Origin of the sequence: Methylobacterium sp. E-045 (assembly GCF_022829685.1) — a bacterium.
GTDB lineage: Bacteria > Pseudomonadota > Alphaproteobacteria > Rhizobiales > Beijerinckiaceae > Methylobacterium.
Genome location: NZ_JAKSYE010000125.1, coordinates 199,713 through 216,830, shown reverse-complemented (window position 1 = coordinate 216,830; position 17,118 = coordinate 199,713). Strand labels below are relative to the sequence as shown.

The window sequence follows — 17,118 nt, the reverse complement described above, 5'->3', positions numbered from 1 at the left end:
GTGTTCGATGGCAATAATCGAATTTATCGCTCTATATTAGTAAATTTTTTTATTTCCGTAACCATTTTTTCTGAGATATCGTTTGGAATATCGACCTTGTATCCTGCCTTGTCTATTTTTACAGAATACTTTTTTAAGACTTCGGTACCTCTTGTGACCATTTGAAAAGCAGGAGCGCCACTGCCATGCGTAACGGTTTCTACCACAAGATCGATTTTATCAAATTTCAACGGAAATGTTGTAGCTCTGTGCTGCAAAAGACTAGGAATAAATGACAATCTAATATCACCGCTTAGCCAGCGAGCTACCAACATATTATCGCCGACATGCGTCATATATATTATTGCCTCTACATTGTGATTTACTCCGTCTGTATTGAATACCTCCTTTGCGATTTTCGCATATCTAGAATTTTCTGAAAACCACCAATTGCGGTAAACATACAATACGTTAGATATGTTTTTAAACCCGCCTTCATCACTAAATATGGCTTCAAAAAATCCACCATATCTTTCTGAAATACCGAATTCTCCCCTATATTGTGCAAATATCAGACTAGAACATAAAGAGACTACGCCTTTAATTGCATCCCCTGCATCCGTTCTCTTCCTCCGGAAATGTTTAAGAAAATACTTATTAAAAGATTTCTGCCCACTCCCCGCAATAAATATCCTTCTATTTGGCGACTGTTCTTGCATGATCATCCTGTGATGTATAAAATTAACCCTCCCATCTCCGCAAGATGCAAACATAAAACTAAATTTTGCGTTTTCTAAACCTGATTTTTCGCACAGGCTTAGGATTTCTGCTTCAGAATAAAACCCAGGGCGACAAAGGTTGACCAACCTATTTAGATATTCCTGAATTTCTCGAATATCTCCGGACACAACAATGCAAGTCTGGTCCGTTATCGGCACGACCTTTCGACACATTCCAGCAACGTAGAAATTTAAGCCTGCAATAGATTTACTTTCATTAGGAAGACCCATTGTGGGAAGCGGATGGTCTAAAAAATCGTTATTGTCAGATGTGAGGAGCGCGTCCCCAAGCAGCAACAAACCATCCTCCCTAATGAACCCGGCAATTAGTGTCATGAAGAATTACCCTGCAAAATAAAGCGCAAAATAAGATATTTAAAATTTACTTCTTGGAGCTCAGGGCATAGAGCGTGATCGCGGCGGCGTTCGATACGTTGATGCTGCGGATCTCGCCGCTGAAGGGAATGCGGGCGAGGACGTCGCAATTGTCCCGCGTGCGCTGGCGCAGGCCCTTGCCCTCGGCGCCGAGCACGATGACCGCCGGACGTTTCGGCCCGACCGAATCGAGGGTGGCCTCGCCCTCGGAATCGAGGCCGATGCGGGTGAAGCCGCGTTTGCCGAGATCGATCAGCGCATCGGACAGGTTGCGCACGATCACCAGGGGCACGTGTTCGAGGCCGCCCGATGCGGATTTGGCGAGCACGCCCGTGGCCGTGGGCGAATGCCGCGCCGTGGTGATGATCCCCGCGACACCGAAGGCCGCGGCGGTGCGGACGATGGCACCGACGTTATGCGGATCGGTGATCTGGTCCAGCGCCAGCAGCAGGGCATCGTCCGGCAGGTCGTCGAGATCCGGGCCGGGGAGGGGATCGGCCTCGAGATAGAGGCCCTGATGCACGGCATCCGGCCCGAGCAGGGCGTTGATGGCGTTGGGCCGCACCAGTTCGGCGTCGATCCGGAGCGGGCCGAGCTCCTCGGTCAGGCGCGCCAGGGCATTCTCGGTGGCGAGCAGCCGATGCAGGCCGCGTCCCTCGTTCGCCAGGGCCTGCGACACCGGGTGCCAGCCATAGAGCACGACATGGTCGCCGCTCACCCCGCGCGGCCCGGAGGAGGGCGGGCCATGTCGAAACCGGTCGCGCTGGCCGCCGGGGCGGCTCGTGCGGGGCCCGCCCGGTCCGTCGCGTCGCGTATTCATAGGGTGTGATCCACTGTCTGACGGCAGGACGGAAACGCCGCGCCGATGCTGAGCAGCGACAAAGCGACCGCCATGCCGTTCGTCAAGCGCGAAACACCGCGAAACGCCGGTTGCCCTGCCGGGGGAAGCCGCCTATAGAACCCTCGCTCCCGAGCAAGCGCCCTTCGTCTATCGGTTAGGACGTCAGCCTTTCACGCTGAAAAGGCGGGTTCGATTCCCGCAGGGCGCGCCAACACCATCAAGCGTCGACGCTGATCGGGTTGGCGCGATGCGTTCGTCGCCACGTCGGACTGCGGCTCTGAGACCGGGATCTCGGGTCTCTCACCTCGGCTCGCATCTTCGCAAACATCTGCAGATGCCGGCGCGGTAATACCGCCGGGTGGCGCGATCTCACTGGGGCGAGGGCCCGCCTTCCGGATCATGATCCTCGACAGGGCCGACTGTCCCCCCGGCCACATGGTCATCCCGCAGGTGAACTCACCGCGGCCACCTGGATCGACGCCTTCGCTCGGCGACGTCCGTATGGACATGGGGTCGTTCTCCATTCGGGTTCCAGAGGGGGGCGGAGCTACGATCCCGGCACCGGAGTCACCGACCTTGCCCTCACACGACGGTGGAAATGGCACCGGGCGGATGCGCCAGCAGGGTCGCCAGAAGGCCGAGGCCGTAGCGCAGGGCCTCGCCGTCGGGGGCGGCACCGAGGGAGACGCGGATCGCGTCGGGGGCCGGGCCGACGGCGAAGGCGTCGCTCTGGATCACGGACAATCCGAGTTGCCGCGCATGCGCCCCGAACGCGTCGCGGCGCCAGGGCGGCGGCAGGGGGAGCCAGAGGTGATGCCCGCAGGGATGAGCCAGGACATCGAGGCCTTGCAGGGCCTGCCGCGCCACGCTCTGGCGGCGGCCGTTCTCCTGCCGGATGGACGCGACGATCGCGTCGAGGTCGCCATGCGTGATCCAATGAGAAGCGAGGGCGGCGGCCAGCGGTGACGCCATCATGCTGATGGCGCGCAGTTCGGCCGCGACGCGGACCGCTTCGTTCGTGCCCGGCACGGCGACATAGGCGATGCGCAAGCCCGGCGTGACGCATTTCGACAAGGTCGCCACATGCCAGGTGATGTCGCCGGCCAGAGCCGCGAACGGGGGCGGAGCGTCGGGCGGCAGGGCGCCGTAGGCGTCGTCCTCGATGATCGCGACCCCGTGGGACCGGGCGATCTCGGCGATCCGCTCCCGACGGGCGAGCGGGATCGTCGCCGTCGTCGGGTTGTCGAGGGTCGGCACCAGGTAGAGGGCGCGCGGTCTCTCGGTCCGGCACTGATCGAGGAAAGAATCGGGGTCGATGCCGTCGCGATCGGTCGCGACGGGGAGCAACCGGGCACCACGCCGCTCCGCCGCCATGCGCAGGCCCGGATAAGTGAGGGCGGGAACGCAGAGCGCGTCGCCGGGCTTCAGCAGCACGGCGAGAATGGCCGAGAGGGCGGTCTGCGCCCCGGCGGCCACGATGACCCGCTGGACCGACACGGGACCCAGCCGGCGAGCGAGCCAGGTCGCCGCAGCCGCGCGATCCGCCAGATTGCCGGCGCTGTCCTGATACTGCAGGCGGTCGAGGAAGCCCGGCGAGGCGGAAACCCGCGCCAATCCCGCCTCCATGCGCTCGGCGAGCCGCGCCTCCGCCGGCTGGGGCGGCATGTTCATGCTGAAATCGACGCTCGCCGACGGGTCCGGCACCCGGACTTTCGCGAGTGGCGACGCGGCGGCGCGGACGAAGCTGCCGCGCCCGGCCGAGGCATCGATCAGCCCGGCCCTCCGGGCTTCGTTGAAGGCCCGCGTGACGGTGGTGAGATCGACGTCGAGATGCCTGGCCAAGCTGCGCTGCGGCGGCAGCCGCATGCCGGGGGCGAGCCGACCGGTGCGAATGTCCTCCGCCAGGACCCGGACGATGGCCAGATATTTCGGGCCGGGCTCATCCAGAATTGTAGGGCTCCACGATTCCATCATTGACCCTACAATACGCGAAGTTGTATGCATACATCGAACAGCGAGAGATGCATTGCGCTCGAGAGACCCGTTGGCCATGCCTCAAGACGCAGAGCATTGTATGGTTTTCGATACCATACAATGTCGGGCACGCAAATCTGAGCCGCAGCCTTTCCACCGCGGGACGTGAGCCACGAGCGAGGAACCTCGACCATGGACAGAACCAAGGATCGATCCCTGTTGTCGGTCGGCCTGCGCTGCCGCTGCCCGCGCTGCGGCGAAGGGCGGCTGTTCGACGGCTTCATCACCTTGAAGCCGCAATGCGAAGCCTGCGGTCTCGATTACGGTTTTGCCGATCCGGCGGACGGCCCCGCCTTCTTCATCATGATGTCGATGGCGTTTCCCGTCACCGCCTTCGGGATCTGGCTGGACCTGTCCTACGATCCGCCGTTCTGGACCCATGCGGTGCTCACCCTCCCGCTGCTTCTCCTGGCCTGCGTGCCGATCATCCGCCCCCTCAAGGGTCTCTTCATCGCGAGCCAGTACATCAACAAGGCCGAGGAAGGCCGCTTCGCCGTTGCGTCCTCACGGAGGCCCGAACCCGAGACCGGACGTTGAGCGGGACGAGACGATGGGGCAGGGTTCCTCCCGCCTCTCCCGTTTTCGAGTCGCGTCACCGCCCGTTCCCCGTCACCATCCAGGTTGATCGACATGCTGTCGGACGTTGACGCTCTCCTGCTCGCCAGAATCCAGTTCGGGTTCACGGTGGCCTTCCACATCGTGTTCCCGGCATTCTCCATCGGGCTCGCCAGCTTTCTCGCCGTGCTCGAAGGCCTCTGGCTGGCGACCGGCCGTCAGGTCTTCCTCGATCTGTTCAAGTACTGGATCAAGATCTTCGCCATCGCCTTCGCCATGGGCGTCGTGTCCGGCCTGGTCATGTCCTACCAGTTCGGCACGAACTGGTCGGTCTTCTCCGACAGGACGGGACCGGTGCTCGGCCCGCTGATGGCCTACGAGGTGCTCTCGGCCTTCTTCCTCGAAGCCGGCTTCCTCGGCGTGATGCTGTTCGGCATGTCCAGGGTCGGCCCGAAGCTGCATTTCTTCGCCACCCTGATGGTGGCGGTCGGCACCTTCTTCTCCGCCTTCTGGATCCTGTCGGTGAACTCCTGGATGCAGACGCCGCAGGGCTACGGGGTCAATGCCGCCGGCCAGTTCATCCCCGAGGATTGGTGGGCGATCGTCTTCAACCCCTCCTTCCCCTATCGTCTGGTCCACATGGTGCTGGCCGCCTACCTCACTACGTCCCTCGTGGTCGGCGCGGTCGGAGCCTGGCACCTGCTGCGCGACCGCTACAATCTCGGGGCCCGGACGATGTTCTCGATGGCCATGTGGATGGCCGCCCTCGTCGCGCCGCTGCAGATCCTGGCGGGCGATGCCCACGGGCTGAACACCCTCGAGCACCAGCCCGCCAAGGTCATGGCGATGGAGGGGCATTTCGAGAGCCATCCGGACGGCGCGCCGCTGATCCTGTTCGGCCTGCCGAACCAGGCGGAAGGCCGGGTCGACTACCAGGTCGCTATCCCGAAACTGTCGTCGCTGATCCTCAAACACGGCTGGAACGAGCCGCTGAAGGGGCTCGATACGGTGGATCGCAAGAACTGGCCGCCGGTTCCGGTGGTGTTCTGGTCCTTCCGGGTGATGATCAGCCTCGGAATGCTGATGCTGCTCCTCGGAGTCGTCAGCCTGTATGCGCGGTACAGGAAGGCGCTCTACGAATGGACGCTCCTGCATCGCTTCGCCATCGCCATGGGGCCGGCCGGGTTCGTGGCGGTGGTGGCGGGCTGGATCACCACGGAGGTGGGGCGGCAGCCCTTCACGGTCTACGGCCTGCTGCGCACGGCGGACTCGGCGTCACCGCTGTCGGCCCCGGCCGTGGGCTCCTCCCTCGTCGCCTTCGTGCTGATCTACTTTGCGGTGTTCGGCATGGGGATCCTCTACATCCTGCGCCTGATGGCGAAATCCCCGCATCTCGGCGAGCACGGGATCGAGCCCGGCGTTCCGATCCGTACCGCGGGCATCACGCCCGCCTCCTCGGTCGATCCCGGCCGCTCCCTCCATCCGGCCGAGTGAGGACGCCACCATGCTCGCGAGCATCGACCTGACCGTGGTCTGGGCCTTCATCATCGCCTTCGCGGTCTTCGCCTATATCGTGATGGACGGGTTCGATCTCGGCCTCGGGATCCTGTTCCCGGCCTTCCAGCCGGGGCATGAGCGGGACACCGCCATGAACTCCGTGGCCCCGGTCTGGGACGGCAACGAGACTTGGCTGGTCCTCGGCGGGGGAGGGCTGTTCGCCGCCTTTCCGCTCGCCTACGCGGTGATCATGCCGGCCCTCTACGCGCCGATCATCGCCATGCTGCTGGGCCTGATCTTCCGCGGCGTCGCCTTCGAGTTCCGGTGGCGCGACCCGGCTCACCGGGCCCTGTGGGATGTCGCCTTCACCGGCGGATCGGTGGTGGCCACCTTCGCCCAGGGCGTCGCCCTCGGCGCCCTGCTGCAGGGTATCAAGGTCGAGGGCCGCGCCTATGCCGGCGGCTGGTGGGACTGGCTGTCTCCCTTCAGCGTGGTCGTCGGTCTCGGTCTGGTCTGCGGCTACGCGCTCCTGGGGGCGACCTGGCTCGTCATGCGCACGGAAGGATCGCTGCAGGAACGCGCCCGCACCCTCTCCCTCTGGCTCGGCGCGGCGACGATCGCCGCCGTGGCGGTGGTGAGCGCGGCGACGCCGTTCCTGAAGGGGCAATATTGGGAGCGCTGGTTCTCCATGCCCAACGTGCTGCTCACGGCGCAGGTGCCGATCCTGGTGGCCGTCGCCTCGTTCCTGTTCTTCCACCTCTTGAGGAAGGGGGCCGAGACCGCGCCGTTTCTCCTCTCCCTCGGCCTGTTCCTGCTGTCCTTCGCCGGGCTCGGGATCAGCATCTTCCCGGATATCGTGCCCGGCCGCATCACCATCTGGGAGGCGGCCTCGCCGCATGCGAGCCAGGCCTTCCTCCTGGCCGGCGCGTCCGTGCTGATCCCCGTCATCCTGGCCTATACCGCCTACTCGTATTGGGTCTTTCGCGGAAAGGTGGACGCGGCGGGGTACCATTGATGGAACCCGCCGCGTCGCACCAAAGCCCACTTCCGTTGTGGCGACGTCTCCTCTGGTTCGTGGCGATCTGGGCGGCGAGCATCGTCGCCCTCGGGATCGTCTCCTTCGGTCTACGCGCCTGGCTCAAGGCCGGTTAGCGCCGAGGGGCCGAGCGCATCGCGACATGCGAAGCGGCGACCTCGATCACGACGAGCGGTTCGCATGCGTCAGGAAGAACCGCACCATCTCGCGGCTGGCATCGGGGCCGCGCGGATCGGTGTAGCTTCCGTCGCCGCTTCCGCCGGACCAGGCATGGCCCGCGCCGTGGAGCGCCCAATGTTCCAGCATGGCGCGCCCGGACGCATCCGTGCGGACCGTCCGGGTGAAGGCCATCCCGCCTTCGGTCGTCCCTCGGGTTGCCGTGCGCGAGAGCGAAGCGCCCGGCATGGCGACGGCGATGACCCGGTCGCCGTTGACCGGTTTCACCGTCTTGTCGGCATCTCCGTGGAAGACGATGGTCGGCACGCCGGGGCCGTTCTGCGGGGCGGTGACGCTGCGGCTCCCGTTCATGGCCGCAAAGGCGGAGGGCATGTCGCTGGCCGCCCCGCACGGGAGCCCGGAATGGACGCCGATCGCCGCGAAGACATCCGGATAGGTGGCGGCCATGATCGCCGCCGCCGCCCCGCCGGCCGACAGGCCCGCCGCATAGACCCGGCTCGGATCGGCGGAGAACTCCTTCACCACCTCGAGTGCGATGCCGGCGATGAGGGAGGGTTCGCCGCGGCCCCGCTGCTGGTCGGCGGCGTTGAACCAGTTCCAGCACTTCTGCATATTGGCCGACTGGGGCTGGCCGGGATAGGCCACGAGGAACGTCTGCGCCTCGGCGAGTGCGTTCATGCGGGTTCCGGCGGCGAAATCGTCCGGGTTCTGGGTGCAGCCATGCAGCATGACGACGACGGGAAGGGCCTGGCCCCGGTAGCCGCTCGGGACATAGACCTTGTACGCCCGGCTGCCCGCATCGTTGCTGAAGCTGCGCTCCTCGAACCGTGCCCCGTCCGGCACGGCGACGGTGACGCCGCGCGCCGCTCCGATGCCGTGTCCGAGGTCCGGCATCGCGCCCATCTTGGGGAAACGCGCGCGCAGGGTCTGGACCGTCTCCGCGAGGCCCGGCCGGGCGAAGGCGGCTTTCGCCGCGTTCGCGGCTCCATCGGCGGCGGCGCGCTCGGTGCCGGGCGCGGTCCAGGCCCCGCCGGACATCGTGGGCGCCACCATGTCGATGGTCTCGGCCGCCCCCTGGTTGCCGGCCGGCGCCGTTGCGGGTGAGGCGGGCTTGCCCTGGAGCAGGGCCATCGCCTCGCTGAGCTGGCCCGCGCGGGTGAGACGGGTCACCTCACCCATGTCGACGGTGGAGAAAGCGGTCATGGTCATGGTCCTGGAGGGGGCGGCGGCCCGGAACGGCGTTCCTGGCGGGTCGGGGCGAGCGGTCAGGCGATGCGGTCGGCCAGAGCCGCCTTGACCTCGGGACTGGCCTGGAACGCCCCGAGGACCTGCACCGAGGCGATGGCCTGTCGGGCCAGCTCCGGCGTCACGTCGAACGCGATGCTGGCAAGACCGAGCACCTGAATATGCAGCGGCGTCCCGGCGGCCCTGGCGGCTTCGAGATCGCGGACGGTGTAGTGGGACAGACCCAGGCTGAGCTGCTTGCGGGCGACCGACTGCTTCACCGCGTCGCCCTGCCGGTCGAGCTGATTGCGCACCGCCGTGCGGATGAAATCGGCACGGTTGGCGTAGAATCCGTCCCGGACGAGAAGGTCGATCTGGCCGAGGTCGACGAAGCCGAGATTGAGGGTCAGCTTCTCGCTGTCGGGCGTTTTGGGGCGAAGCTCACGAACCGTATTCGACATCGAACCATCCCCATACCATCCCGGTGGATGGTCTGTAGATGGCGTCTCGCAGCACGGGCGCAAGACCCGGCGGCGACCCATGGCTCACCAATGAGGGTCGGGCGCCCCGCCCTCAGCGAGGTGGAACGGGATGGAGCAGGCGGGCGACACTGCTGGCGCTTCTGGCCCCCACCGTGGCGGTGATGGCCGACGGGAAGACGGAGCGCCCGTCGTCGCCAGCCGTGACGCAGGTCATCGTCGGTCGGGCGAGGGTGATCCCGCGCGGCGTCGTGGCCATGCGCGAACGTTCCTGCCACGGACCACGGGCATTCGTCCCACATGATGGGTCGACGCCCGCGCGGTCATGGGGACCGGAAGCCGGAAGCCCCGCTCCCCACGATGGAACCGACCTCGGCGGGTTGGCTTGGGCCCTACCGCAGGGTCGGGGACTCGCCGGCGTGAAGGGCGCGCCCTTCCTCGGGACCGCTCATGGCGTTCAGGCGCTCGAGATGCTCGAAGACATGCTCGAAGGCTTGCGTGACGGCCTGCTCGAACGATCCGTCGCCCTTGCCCTGAGCGGCTTTCAGTGCGGCCAGTAGCGCGTGATGTTTCTCGGTGTCGCTCGACATGGACATCTCCTCCTCCGGGCAGAAGGCCCGCTTGTGAGAGCAAGCACGGGGCTCGGGGTCGGGTTCCCATGGGGCCGAACGCCGTCGGAGAGGGGCTCCGCCGTCGGCCCTGCCACCGGCGCCTGCGATAGGGCCACCGAACGTCGCCGCGATCCCGGTGACGAGCTGAGATTCATCAGCGAGGAGGGAAACGCGAACCCGACTGGCGCGGGACGGATATCAGCGGCGTCACCGACGCGGCACCGGTCCATAACCACGACCGCGATCAAGCAGGAAATGCCCGGCAGGTACCAGGCTAAGTGCTTAAAATTGCTCGCTGAAAGGGAATGGCGGAGACGGAGGGATTCGAACCCTCGATACCCCTTTCGGGGTATGCTCATTTAGCAAACGAGTGCCTTCAGCCGCTCGGCCACGTCTCCGTAGAGGTGGCTCTAGAATTTCGCGTCGGACGGGTCAACCCGCTTCGCGGGGTCGATCGGCGGCAATGGGGTGGAAATCAGCGCGCTGCGCCGTTCGTAGTGCTTGGCCACCCTGAGATGGCGGGAGATGGCGTAATTCGCGGCGGTCAGAAAGCCGTAGACGCCCCGCACGAAATGGCGCCGGCCGAGATAGGCCTTGAGGAAATTCAGCGGCAGTTCGACGAAGATCCGCCAGGTGGGGATCGTGACGCCGCGGGCTTCCAGATCCCGGGCCTGCTGGTCGGAATAGCGGTTGAGCTTGTCGAGCTGGTCGCCGAGCGAGCGCACGGAAAAGTGGTGGATGACCCCCGTCACTCGGCCGACGCTGGCGCCGGGATCGAGCTCCACCCGGTCATGGACGGGGGAGGGCGAGTAGCGGCCCCTGTCCTTGCGGTAGAGGCGGACGGGATGAAGGGCATAGGCCCAGGGATGCGGTTTGACCTCGCCGGGGAAGATCTCCGCGATGGCGATGCGGTAGGCGGGATGGGCGGGCTCGCCGGCGGCGAACAGGGCCTGGATGGCGTCGGACAGGTCCGGAGGCACCACCTCGTCCGCATCGAGGTTCAGTAGCCAGTCGTGACGGCACGCGGCCTCGGCGAAACGCTTCTGCGGCCCGTAGCCGGGCCAGTCGTTGTGGATCACCCGCGCGCCGAGGGAGGCCGCCAGGGCCTGCGTTCCATCGGTGGAGCCGGAATCCACCACCACGAGGTCGTCGGTCAGGTCGCGGACCGCGCGGATGGTCGCGCCGATCCGGTCGGCTTCGTTGAAGGCGATGAGGAAGATCGAGAGCGGCGGCGCGGACATGGTCAGGGCTCTACGATATCGGCCCTGCCGGCCGATACCCCTTTCTCGGGCAGGGGCACGGCAGCGGCCTCGACCTCATGCCACGACCGGCTGGTCGGCCAGCCGCTTGCGCTGGACCTTGCCATTGGCGGTGCGGGGCAGGGCATCGAGGAAGCGCACCTCGCGCGGGCACTTGTAGGCGGCCAGTCTCTCGCCGCACCAGGCCAGGATCGAGGCCCGGTCGGGCTCTTCACCCGGCTTCAGGACGATGAAGGCGGCGATGACCTTCAGGTCGGCCCGGACGGCGAGCTCGGCGACGCCGACTTCGGCGACGGAGGGATGCCCCCCGACCACGCCCTCGACCTCGTTGGGCGAGACCCGGTAGCCGAGGGCGTTCATCAGGTCGTCGTTGCGCCCGTGGAACCAGAGGTAGCCGTCCCCGTCGAGGCTCGCGAGATCGCCGCCCGCGAACCATTCGCCGCGCAGGACGGCGGCCTCCTCCTCGGGCCGGTTCCAGTAGCCGAGCATCAGGCCCGGCTCCGTGCGGTGGATCGCGAGGAGCCCGGTCTCACCCTCCGGCAGGGGCTCGTCCGGACCGTCCACCGGCAGGATCGCCACGCGGCGCCCGGGCTGGGGCTTGCCGGGCGAGCCGGGCTTCACCGGGATGGTGGGACCGCTCGAGACGTAGGTCGAGATCTCGCTCATGCCGAGCGCCTCGTAGAGGGGCTTGCCGGTGGCGGCGGTCCAGGCCTCCAGCAGTTCCGGGGGCAGGGCCTCGCCGGCGGTGCAGCCGTGGCGCAGGCGGGACAGGTCGTGCACGGACAGGTCGGCGTATTTCAGGATCTGGCGGAAGAGGCTCGGCACCGCGGCAAACAGCGTCGCCCCGTGCCGGGCGATGAGGGCGGGCCAGACGGCAGGATCGCGGGGGCCGTCGTAGAGGACGCTCGTGGCACCGCAGGACCACGGATCGGTGATGCCGACGCCGAGCGTATAGGTCCAGTTCATGGTGCCGGCATGCAGCATGACGTCGGCCTCTGTCAGCCCCAGCCAATGCGCATGCATCGGGCGGCGCCCCCAGATCGCCCGATGGGCGTGGAGCACGCCCTTCGGCCGGCTGGTGGTGCCGGAGGTGTAGACCAGGGTCGCCGGATCGTCCGCCGCGGTGTCGGCATACTCCGCGACCGGCTCGGCCCGCTTCATCGCGGCGATCTCGGAGGGGCCGAGGACGATCCGACCTGCGGACTCGGCCGGATCGAGGCGGTGGCCCGCCCCGGTGACCACGGCGGCGGCGCCGGAATTCTCCATGAGGAACGCGGCTTCCGCCGGCGTCAGCTGGGGCGAGGACGGCAGGGCCACGAGGCCGGCGGCGAGCGCCCCGAAATAGACGAGGACGTAATCCGCCTCGTTGCCCATCCGGATCATCACGCGGTCGCCGCGGCGCAGGCCGAGGGAGAGGAGACCGGCGGCGATGCCGCGCACGGCGCGGTCGGCTTCGGCGAAGGTCAGGTGAAACGCCCCACCCTCCGCGCCCGCCATGATCAGCGCGGTCTTGTCCGGCCGCAGGCGGGCATTCTCCGCAAGGCAATGACGGGCGGCATTGAAACGGGCCGGTGGAGGAGCGTCCGGTCGGATCATGGAAACGGTTCGAAGTCTCGACGTGGCAAGGCGTTCAAGCCATGCCGAAACCCGCGGCCGGCAACAAGAGCCGACCGCGGGACTTCGGAACGTTCGAGAGCGCGTTGTCCGCGACGGGCGGCGATCACGCCGTCTTGACGGCGAGGAGCTCCTTGGCCGCGGCGAGCATCGCCTTCATGGCGGCGGACGCGGCCTGATAGGCCGGCGTACCCACGTCCCAATTGTTCGCGGCGACGGCATCGGTCATCTTCTTGGCGTCGTCGAGCGCGGTCCGCTCGGCACCGGCGAGACGGGCCAGGGCCGGATGATCGCGCAGCGGGCCGTCCTGCAACTCCGTGCAGACGCTGTGGTTTGCGATGCCCAGCATCGTCGGGTCGGAGGACGCGGCCGGGGCGAGCCCGACGAGGATGCGGGCAAGCTTGCGCTTCCACATGCCGACATCCGCCGGCAGGCAGACCAGGCCATGGGCCTGGACGCGTCCGCTTTCCGCCGCGAGGGCGGTGCGGCCGAAATCCTCGGCCTTCACGAGGCGCGTCGTGATCTTGTCGATCTCCTCGTGGGTCTTGGCGGCCTTTCCGGCGATGTTCTGGACGCTGGTGGAGATCTCGGCGGTGGCCGAACGCTGCTGGGAGAGCATCTGCGAGATCGCCTGATTCAGGTCGCTCGCCTGGGAGATCTGCTCGTTGGTCTGCTCGACCCGGGTTTCCAGCTGTTCGACGATGGCCCGGCCGGACGTGACGGCGTTCCGGCTCTCGCCGACGGCGACGGAAATCGCCGCCATTTCCGTCGTCAGAGTGCTGAGAAGGCCCCGGATCTCCCCCGTGGACTTGGCGGTCTGGGCGGAGAGCGACTTGACCTCGGCGGCGACCACGGAGAAGCCGCGACCGGCCTCGCCGGCCCGCGCCGCCTCGATGGTGGCGTTCAGGGCGAGCAGGTTGGTCTGGGCGGAGATCGACGCGATGGCGGTCGCCATGATCTCGATCTGGGCGATGGCGCGCTCCAGCACCACGACACGCTCGGAGATGAGCGACGTGCGGACGTCGATCTCCTGCATGGCCGACTTGGCCTCGCGGCCGTCGCCGATGCAGGCGCTCATGGCGGTGAGGGCATTCTGAGCGACGGTGACGACCGTATCGGATGTCTGGGAGACCTCGGCGATGGACGCGGCCATCTCTTCCGTGGCGCCGGCGATCGTCTGCGTGGCACGGGCGACCTCACCGACGTCGTAGGTCATCCAGCCGATGTTGATGGCCGCCTCGGACGCTTCCTTCGACATCGCAGCGATGGAGGACAGGTTGCGCCGGCCGTCGTCCTCGCCACGGTGGCGAAGACGCTCGATCGCGGATTTCAGCTTTCCGTCCGGCAGGTCGACCGCCGCCAGCCCCTGGCTCGACATCAACGCATCCACCGCCGCGCTGAGACGAAGGTCGTCGGCCTCGATCTGCTGAGCCGCGGCGGGCACCGCAACCGTGTCGGAGGCCGGACGCTTGCGGGAGAAGCCAATCATAAAACTACAACCCTAAGATATCGATCGGACAAGGTCATAGGATCTATTGATTAATGGCGCCTTAGCAGGCCCTCGCTCCGCGCCCTCCGGTGCCCGGGCATCGTCGATCTCGCGGATGGCCGCGCCAATCTCCACGAGGGTCGGAATGCTCGATAATCGAAAGTATTCTTTCTCCGGCAGTATCGACAACACAATGGCCTACGATAATTTGCTGGATAAGCCGTTTTTTCATTATCAATACGTCATATAAAAATTTCTATGCCATCACATGCTACGCCACGCCATGATCATGGATGATCGCGATTGAACTCGCGCCAATGACAAGAGACTTACGCCCTGTATTTGAAATCCATTTCGCGTGATGCTGCGCGCAGTGAAGTAAATTTCTGCCGTCGTCTGGTTTACGCCCTTCGGGACGGTGCCGCAGGTGGACGCCACAATCCGACGGAGCTCGAGGTCCGGACTTCGCTCCGGCGAGCGTGAGGTGTCCTGATCGCTGGAGAGATCAGGCCGAACGGGGCAGAAGCGGTGCAGGTCGCGTGGGGACGAGGCCCGCCTTGCGCTCGAGCAGGGTCGGCGGAGGCACGGGCGCTTCGATCGAGCAGACAACCCCGCTGGCTGCGAACAGGAGCTGGACCTCGCCGTCGAGCTCGCGGGCGAGGCTGCGCTCGATGAGGCGCGAGCCGAACCCGGTGCGTGTCGGCTGCGTCACCGGCGGCCCGCCGCTCTCGCTCCAGCGCAGGAGGAGGCGGGTTTCCGGCTCCTTCACCACGCTCCAGCTGATCGTCACCGTGCCGCCCTCCCGCGAGAGCGAGCCGTACTTGACCGCGTTGGTGCCGAGTTCGTGCAGCGCCATGGCGATGGAGAGCGCGAGCCGGGGCGGCAGGCGCAGATGCGGCCCCGAGACGATGAAGCGGGATCGACCCGCTTCGGCGGAGTCGAGGGGAGCGGTGGCGTCGGCCACCACGTTTCCGAGTTCCGCCCCCTCCCAGCTTTCGCGGGTGAGCACGTCGTGAACGCGGGCGAGCGCCAGGAGCCGCGCTTCGAACGCGGCCTTGGCGGCGGCCGCCTCCGGCGTGTCGAGGCCGCGCAGGGACTGGATGGCGATGGACTGGACGGTGGCGAGGGTGTTCTTCACACGGTGGTTGAGTTCGTGGATGAGCAGGAGCAGATGCTCTTCCGCACGCTTGGCATCGGTGATGTCCACGTTGCAGCCGGTATAGCCGAGGAAGGTCCCGGTATCATCGAGGCGCGGTACGCCTTCGCACCGCAGCCAGCGCACCACGCCGTCGCGATCCACGACCCGGACCTCCGCCCTCACGGGAACGCGGCCGGCGAAGGCGTCGGCGAGCTTGGCGGCGAAGGCCGGCAGGTCGTCCGGATGGACGATCGTCTGCCACCCGCCGGCGGCGAGGGCGCTGGCCGGCTTGCCGAACAGATGGTCGAAATGCAGGTTGGCGAAGCTGATCTCCCCGACCTCGTCCGTCATCCAGATGAGGGCGGGCGCGGAATCCGCCATGTGCCGGAACCGTGCCTCGCTCTCGCGCAGGGCCGAGAGGCCGCGCTCGGTCTCGGCGAGGGCCGAGTCGCGCTCCTCGCCCCGGGTGCGCAGGCGCAGGGAGGCGTCCGCCAGCACGTCGCCGAGACGGCGGATCTCGTGGATCGGCGAGGTGATGCGCGGGATCGCCTCGCCCCGCGCCAGGGCCGGACCCGTCGCCACGAGGCGGCGCAAGGGCTGGGAGACCTTCGACCAGAGATTGATGGCGAGGATCGACGAGGTTGCGAAGACGAGGAAGCCGAAGCCGGTGAAGGCCCAGATCCATCCGCGCAGCCGCGCATCCACCAAGGCCTTCGGGATCACCGCGCTCACGGTCCAGCCGGTGAGGCGCGAGCGCGCCTCGACGACGGTGACGGGGCGCATGTTGAAGTCCTTGCCTTCCCAGACCCCCGGTGTCTCGGTCTGGCGCTGGCGAAGGGTCGCGAGGCGCGGGCGCCCGACGATCGATGCCGGATCGGGGATCCGGGCGAGGGCGATGCCGTCCCGGTCCGACACGCCCGTCGTCCAGCCCTGGACGTATTCCCGCCCGAGGATGCCCTGCAGCCGGCTCACCGGCGCGAGGAAGCTGAGGAGATAGACGACCTCGCCCTCGTTCTGGACCGGGACGGCGATGGCATAGGTCGCGCGGTCGGGCATGCTGCCCGACAGGATGCCGGAGATCATCGCCCGCTGCGTACCCGACGCGATCTCGCGGTCGAAGGGGAGGGCGGTCTTCGGCAGCGGCGCTCCGCGCGGGACCGAGGTGTTCACCAGTTGCTGGCCGTCCGGCCGGCGCAGCAGGATGTCGAGGCCGACGGTTTCCCGGACGAGCCGCGCCTGCGCATCGAAATTCTCGAACTCCGCGTCCTTCAGGCGAGGCGACGTCGCCAGGGTCTGCAGCACGGAGACGAGCCCCGCCGTGTCACGGTCGATGGACAGGGCGATGCCGCGGACGTTCTCGCGCGCATCCTGCTCGAAACGCGCCCGCTCGGTCCCGGCATAGCGAAACAGGAGGATCGCCGTGAACAGCAGTCCCGGCCCGATCAGCGCCACCACGAGGGCGACGAGGTAGACCTGGGTCGAGAACCCGCGCTGGCGGATGCGCGCGAACAGCCGGCCCGGGGCCGTGGCCTGCCACCCACCGCTCCTCTTCCGCTCGAACGTGGGGTCCATCTCGTTTTCAGGCCCGGCGGTCATGGCCTGTCGATGTGGCCGAGGTCGCGGGACGGCGCAAGCCGATCGCGGACACGCTGCTTCAGGGTCTTCACGTCGGGAAATCCCCCGTCCCGCGTCCGGTCCCAGATCGTCTCCGATCCGCAGACGATCAGGAACACGCCGCCATGCCCCGGGATCAGGGCGACCTCGCCGATCTCGTCGCGGAAGGTGGAGAGGAGCTCCTGCGCCATCCAGCCGGCGCGCAGAAGCCACTGGCACTGCGTGCAGTAGGTGATGGAAACCCTGGGTTTCTCGACCTGTGGGGCAGGTGGCGTTTCATCCATGGCCGGCACAGCGACCCAAGCACGGTGCCTTGTCAACCTGCCACCGCGCGAGTTCGACCGTCGGATATGCGCGGAGTTTCGTCGCAGACGGATCGCTTCCCGGCCTTTCACCCGGTGCATCACGCCCTATCTC

The 17,118-nt window shown here is 66.4% G+C and carries 16 protein-coding genes and 2 tRNA genes; 5 read left to right on the top strand and 13 right to left on the bottom strand.

What is annotated here, in order from left to right:
- Window positions 1-23: 23 nt before the first annotated feature.
- Together MKK51_RS24315 and rlmB are read right to left on the bottom strand one after the other, a co-directional pair.
- A complete protein-coding gene (locus MKK51_RS24315; RefSeq protein WP_243981833.1) occupies window positions 24-1,094 on the bottom strand; it encodes a hypothetical protein in 1,071 nt (356 codons plus the stop codon).
- Window positions 1,095-1,140: 46 nt separating this feature from the next.
- Window positions 1,141-1,953 carry a 23S rRNA (guanosine(2251)-2'-O)-methyltransferase RlmB gene (gene rlmB / locus MKK51_RS24310; protein ID WP_243981831.1) on the bottom strand — a complete coding sequence of 271 codons (813 nt, stop codon included), beginning with the start codon at window positions 1,951-1,953 and terminating at the stop codon, window positions 1,141-1,143.
- A 157-nt stretch (window positions 1,954-2,110) separates the two neighbouring features.
- On the opposite strand from rlmB, the gene MKK51_RS24305 reads away from it, so the two are divergent.
- Window positions 2,111-2,185, top strand: a tRNA-Glu gene (locus MKK51_RS24305).
- A 371-nt stretch (window positions 2,186-2,556) separates the two neighbouring features.
- On the opposite strand, the gene MKK51_RS24300 is transcribed toward MKK51_RS24305, so the two are convergent.
- Window positions 2,557-3,948 (bottom strand): PLP-dependent aminotransferase family protein, encoded by a 1,392-nt coding sequence (locus MKK51_RS24300; protein WP_243981829.1) that lies wholly within the window; start codon window positions 3,946-3,948, stop codon window positions 2,557-2,559.
- Window positions 3,949-4,140: 192 nt separating this feature from the next.
- Here MKK51_RS24300 and MKK51_RS24295 point away from each other — a divergent pair, with 192 nt between their 5' ends.
- The 4 genes from MKK51_RS24295 to MKK51_RS24280 all read left to right on the top strand — a co-directional run bounded on the left by MKK51_RS24295 (window position 4,141) and on the right by MKK51_RS24280 (window position 7,212).
- Window positions 4,141-4,545, top strand: coding sequence for a DUF983 domain-containing protein (locus MKK51_RS24295; RefSeq protein ID WP_243981821.1), 405 nt, complete (start codon window positions 4,141-4,143; stop codon window positions 4,543-4,545).
- 93 nt (window positions 4,546-4,638) lie between these two features.
- Complete coding sequence (locus tag MKK51_RS24290) at window positions 4,639-6,057, top strand: cytochrome ubiquinol oxidase subunit I (protein WP_243981820.1); 1,419 nt, start codon at window positions 4,639-4,641, stop codon at window positions 6,055-6,057.
- Between the two features lie 10 nt (window positions 6,058-6,067).
- Window positions 6,068-7,075 (top strand): cytochrome d ubiquinol oxidase subunit II, encoded by a 1,008-nt coding sequence (gene cydB, locus MKK51_RS24285; protein ID WP_243981818.1) that lies wholly within the window; start codon window positions 6,068-6,070, stop codon window positions 7,073-7,075.
- A 35-nt stretch (window positions 7,076-7,110) separates the two neighbouring features.
- Window positions 7,111-7,212 (top strand): DUF2474 family protein, encoded by a 102-nt coding sequence (locus MKK51_RS24280; RefSeq protein WP_313898837.1) that lies wholly within the window; start codon window positions 7,111-7,113, stop codon window positions 7,210-7,212.
- A 46-nt stretch (window positions 7,213-7,258) separates the two neighbouring features.
- Here MKK51_RS24280 and MKK51_RS24275 read toward each other — a convergent pair whose 3' ends face one another.
- The 10 genes from MKK51_RS24275 to MKK51_RS24230 all read right to left on the bottom strand — a co-directional run bounded on the left by MKK51_RS24275 (window position 7,259) and on the right by MKK51_RS24230 (window position 16,985).
- Window positions 7,259-8,476: an alpha/beta hydrolase family esterase gene (locus MKK51_RS24275; protein WP_243981816.1), complete on the bottom strand. Its 1,218-nt coding sequence runs from the start codon at window positions 8,474-8,476 to the stop codon at window positions 7,259-7,261.
- A gap of 62 nt (window positions 8,477-8,538) precedes the next feature.
- Window positions 8,539-8,958 (bottom strand): CopG family transcriptional regulator, encoded by a 420-nt coding sequence (locus MKK51_RS24270; RefSeq protein WP_243981815.1) that lies wholly within the window; start codon window positions 8,956-8,958, stop codon window positions 8,539-8,541.
- A gap of 112 nt (window positions 8,959-9,070) precedes the next feature.
- Entirely contained in the window at window positions 9,071-9,235 is a 165-nt protein-coding gene (locus tag MKK51_RS24265; protein WP_243981814.1) for a hypothetical protein, read from the bottom strand.
- Window positions 9,236-9,368: 133 nt separating this feature from the next.
- On the bottom strand, window positions 9,369-9,566 hold the full coding sequence (locus MKK51_RS24260) for a hypothetical protein (RefSeq protein WP_243981812.1): 198 nt from the start codon (window positions 9,564-9,566) through the stop codon (window positions 9,369-9,371).
- 327 nt (window positions 9,567-9,893) lie between these two features.
- Window positions 9,894-9,985 (bottom strand) — tRNA-Ser (locus tag MKK51_RS24255).
- 12 nt (window positions 9,986-9,997) lie between these two features.
- Window positions 9,998-10,828: a glycosyltransferase family 2 protein gene (locus MKK51_RS24250; RefSeq protein WP_243981804.1), complete on the bottom strand. Its 831-nt coding sequence runs from the start codon at window positions 10,826-10,828 to the stop codon at window positions 9,998-10,000.
- 75 nt (window positions 10,829-10,903) lie between these two features.
- Window positions 10,904-12,442, bottom strand: coding sequence for an acyl-CoA synthetase (locus MKK51_RS24245; RefSeq protein WP_243981802.1), 1,539 nt, complete (start codon window positions 12,440-12,442; stop codon window positions 10,904-10,906).
- Between the two features lie 124 nt (window positions 12,443-12,566).
- A complete protein-coding gene (locus tag MKK51_RS24240) occupies window positions 12,567-13,949 on the bottom strand; it encodes a methyl-accepting chemotaxis protein (RefSeq protein ID WP_243981800.1) in 1,383 nt (460 codons plus the stop codon).
- A gap of 505 nt (window positions 13,950-14,454) precedes the next feature.
- Window positions 14,455-16,659 carry a sensor histidine kinase gene (locus MKK51_RS24235; protein WP_409565760.1) on the bottom strand — a complete coding sequence of 735 codons (2,205 nt, stop codon included), beginning with the start codon at window positions 16,657-16,659 and terminating at the stop codon, window positions 14,455-14,457.
- Window positions 16,660-16,679: 20 nt separating this feature from the next.
- Window positions 16,680-16,985, bottom strand: coding sequence for a SelT/SelW/SelH family protein (locus MKK51_RS24230; protein ID WP_243981790.1), 306 nt, complete (start codon window positions 16,983-16,985; stop codon window positions 16,680-16,682).
- Window positions 16,986-17,118 lie beyond the last annotated feature (133 nt).

Bases quoted from the DNA above. Each gene is read 5' to 3' on its own strand.
- MKK51_RS24315 (WP_243981833.1), bottom strand. From the start codon at position 1,094: ATGACACTAATTGCCGGGTTCATTAGGGAGGATGGTTTGTTGCTGCTT.
- rlmB (WP_243981831.1), bottom strand. From the start codon at position 1,953: ATGAATACGCGACGCGACGGACCGGGCGGGCCCCGCACGAGCCGCCCC.
- MKK51_RS24300 (WP_243981829.1), bottom strand. From the start codon at position 3,948: ATGATGGAATCGTGGAGCCCTACAATTCTGGATGAGCCCGGCCCGAAA.
- MKK51_RS24295 (WP_243981821.1), top strand. From the start codon at position 4,141: ATGGACAGAACCAAGGATCGATCCCTGTTGTCGGTCGGCCTGCGCTGC.
- MKK51_RS24290 (WP_243981820.1), top strand. From the start codon at position 4,639: ATGCTGTCGGACGTTGACGCTCTCCTGCTCGCCAGAATCCAGTTCGGG.
- cydB (WP_243981818.1), top strand. From the start codon at position 6,068: ATGCTCGCGAGCATCGACCTGACCGTGGTCTGGGCCTTCATCATCGCC.
- MKK51_RS24275 (WP_243981816.1), bottom strand. From the start codon at position 8,476: ATGACCGCTTTCTCCACCGTCGACATGGGTGAGGTGACCCGTCTCACC.
- MKK51_RS24270 (WP_243981815.1), bottom strand. From the start codon at position 8,958: ATGTCGAATACGGTTCGTGAGCTTCGCCCCAAAACGCCCGACAGCGAG.
- MKK51_RS24265 (WP_243981814.1), bottom strand. From the start codon at position 9,235: ATGGCCACGACGCCGCGCGGGATCACCCTCGCCCGACCGACGATGACC.
- MKK51_RS24260 (WP_243981812.1), bottom strand. From the start codon at position 9,566: ATGTCGAGCGACACCGAGAAACATCACGCGCTACTGGCCGCACTGAAA.
- MKK51_RS24250 (WP_243981804.1), bottom strand. From the start codon at position 10,828: ATGTCCGCGCCGCCGCTCTCGATCTTCCTCATCGCCTTCAACGAAGCC.
- MKK51_RS24245 (WP_243981802.1), bottom strand. From the start codon at position 12,442: ATGATCCGACCGGACGCTCCTCCACCGGCCCGTTTCAATGCCGCCCGT.
- MKK51_RS24240 (WP_243981800.1), bottom strand. From the start codon at position 13,949: ATGATTGGCTTCTCCCGCAAGCGTCCGGCCTCCGACACGGTTGCGGTG.
- MKK51_RS24235 (WP_409565760.1), bottom strand. From the start codon at position 16,659: ATGGACCCCACGTTCGAGCGGAAGAGGAGCGGTGGGTGGCAGGCCACG.
- MKK51_RS24230 (WP_243981790.1), bottom strand. From the start codon at position 16,985: ATGGATGAAACGCCACCTGCCCCACAGGTCGAGAAACCCAGGGTTTCC.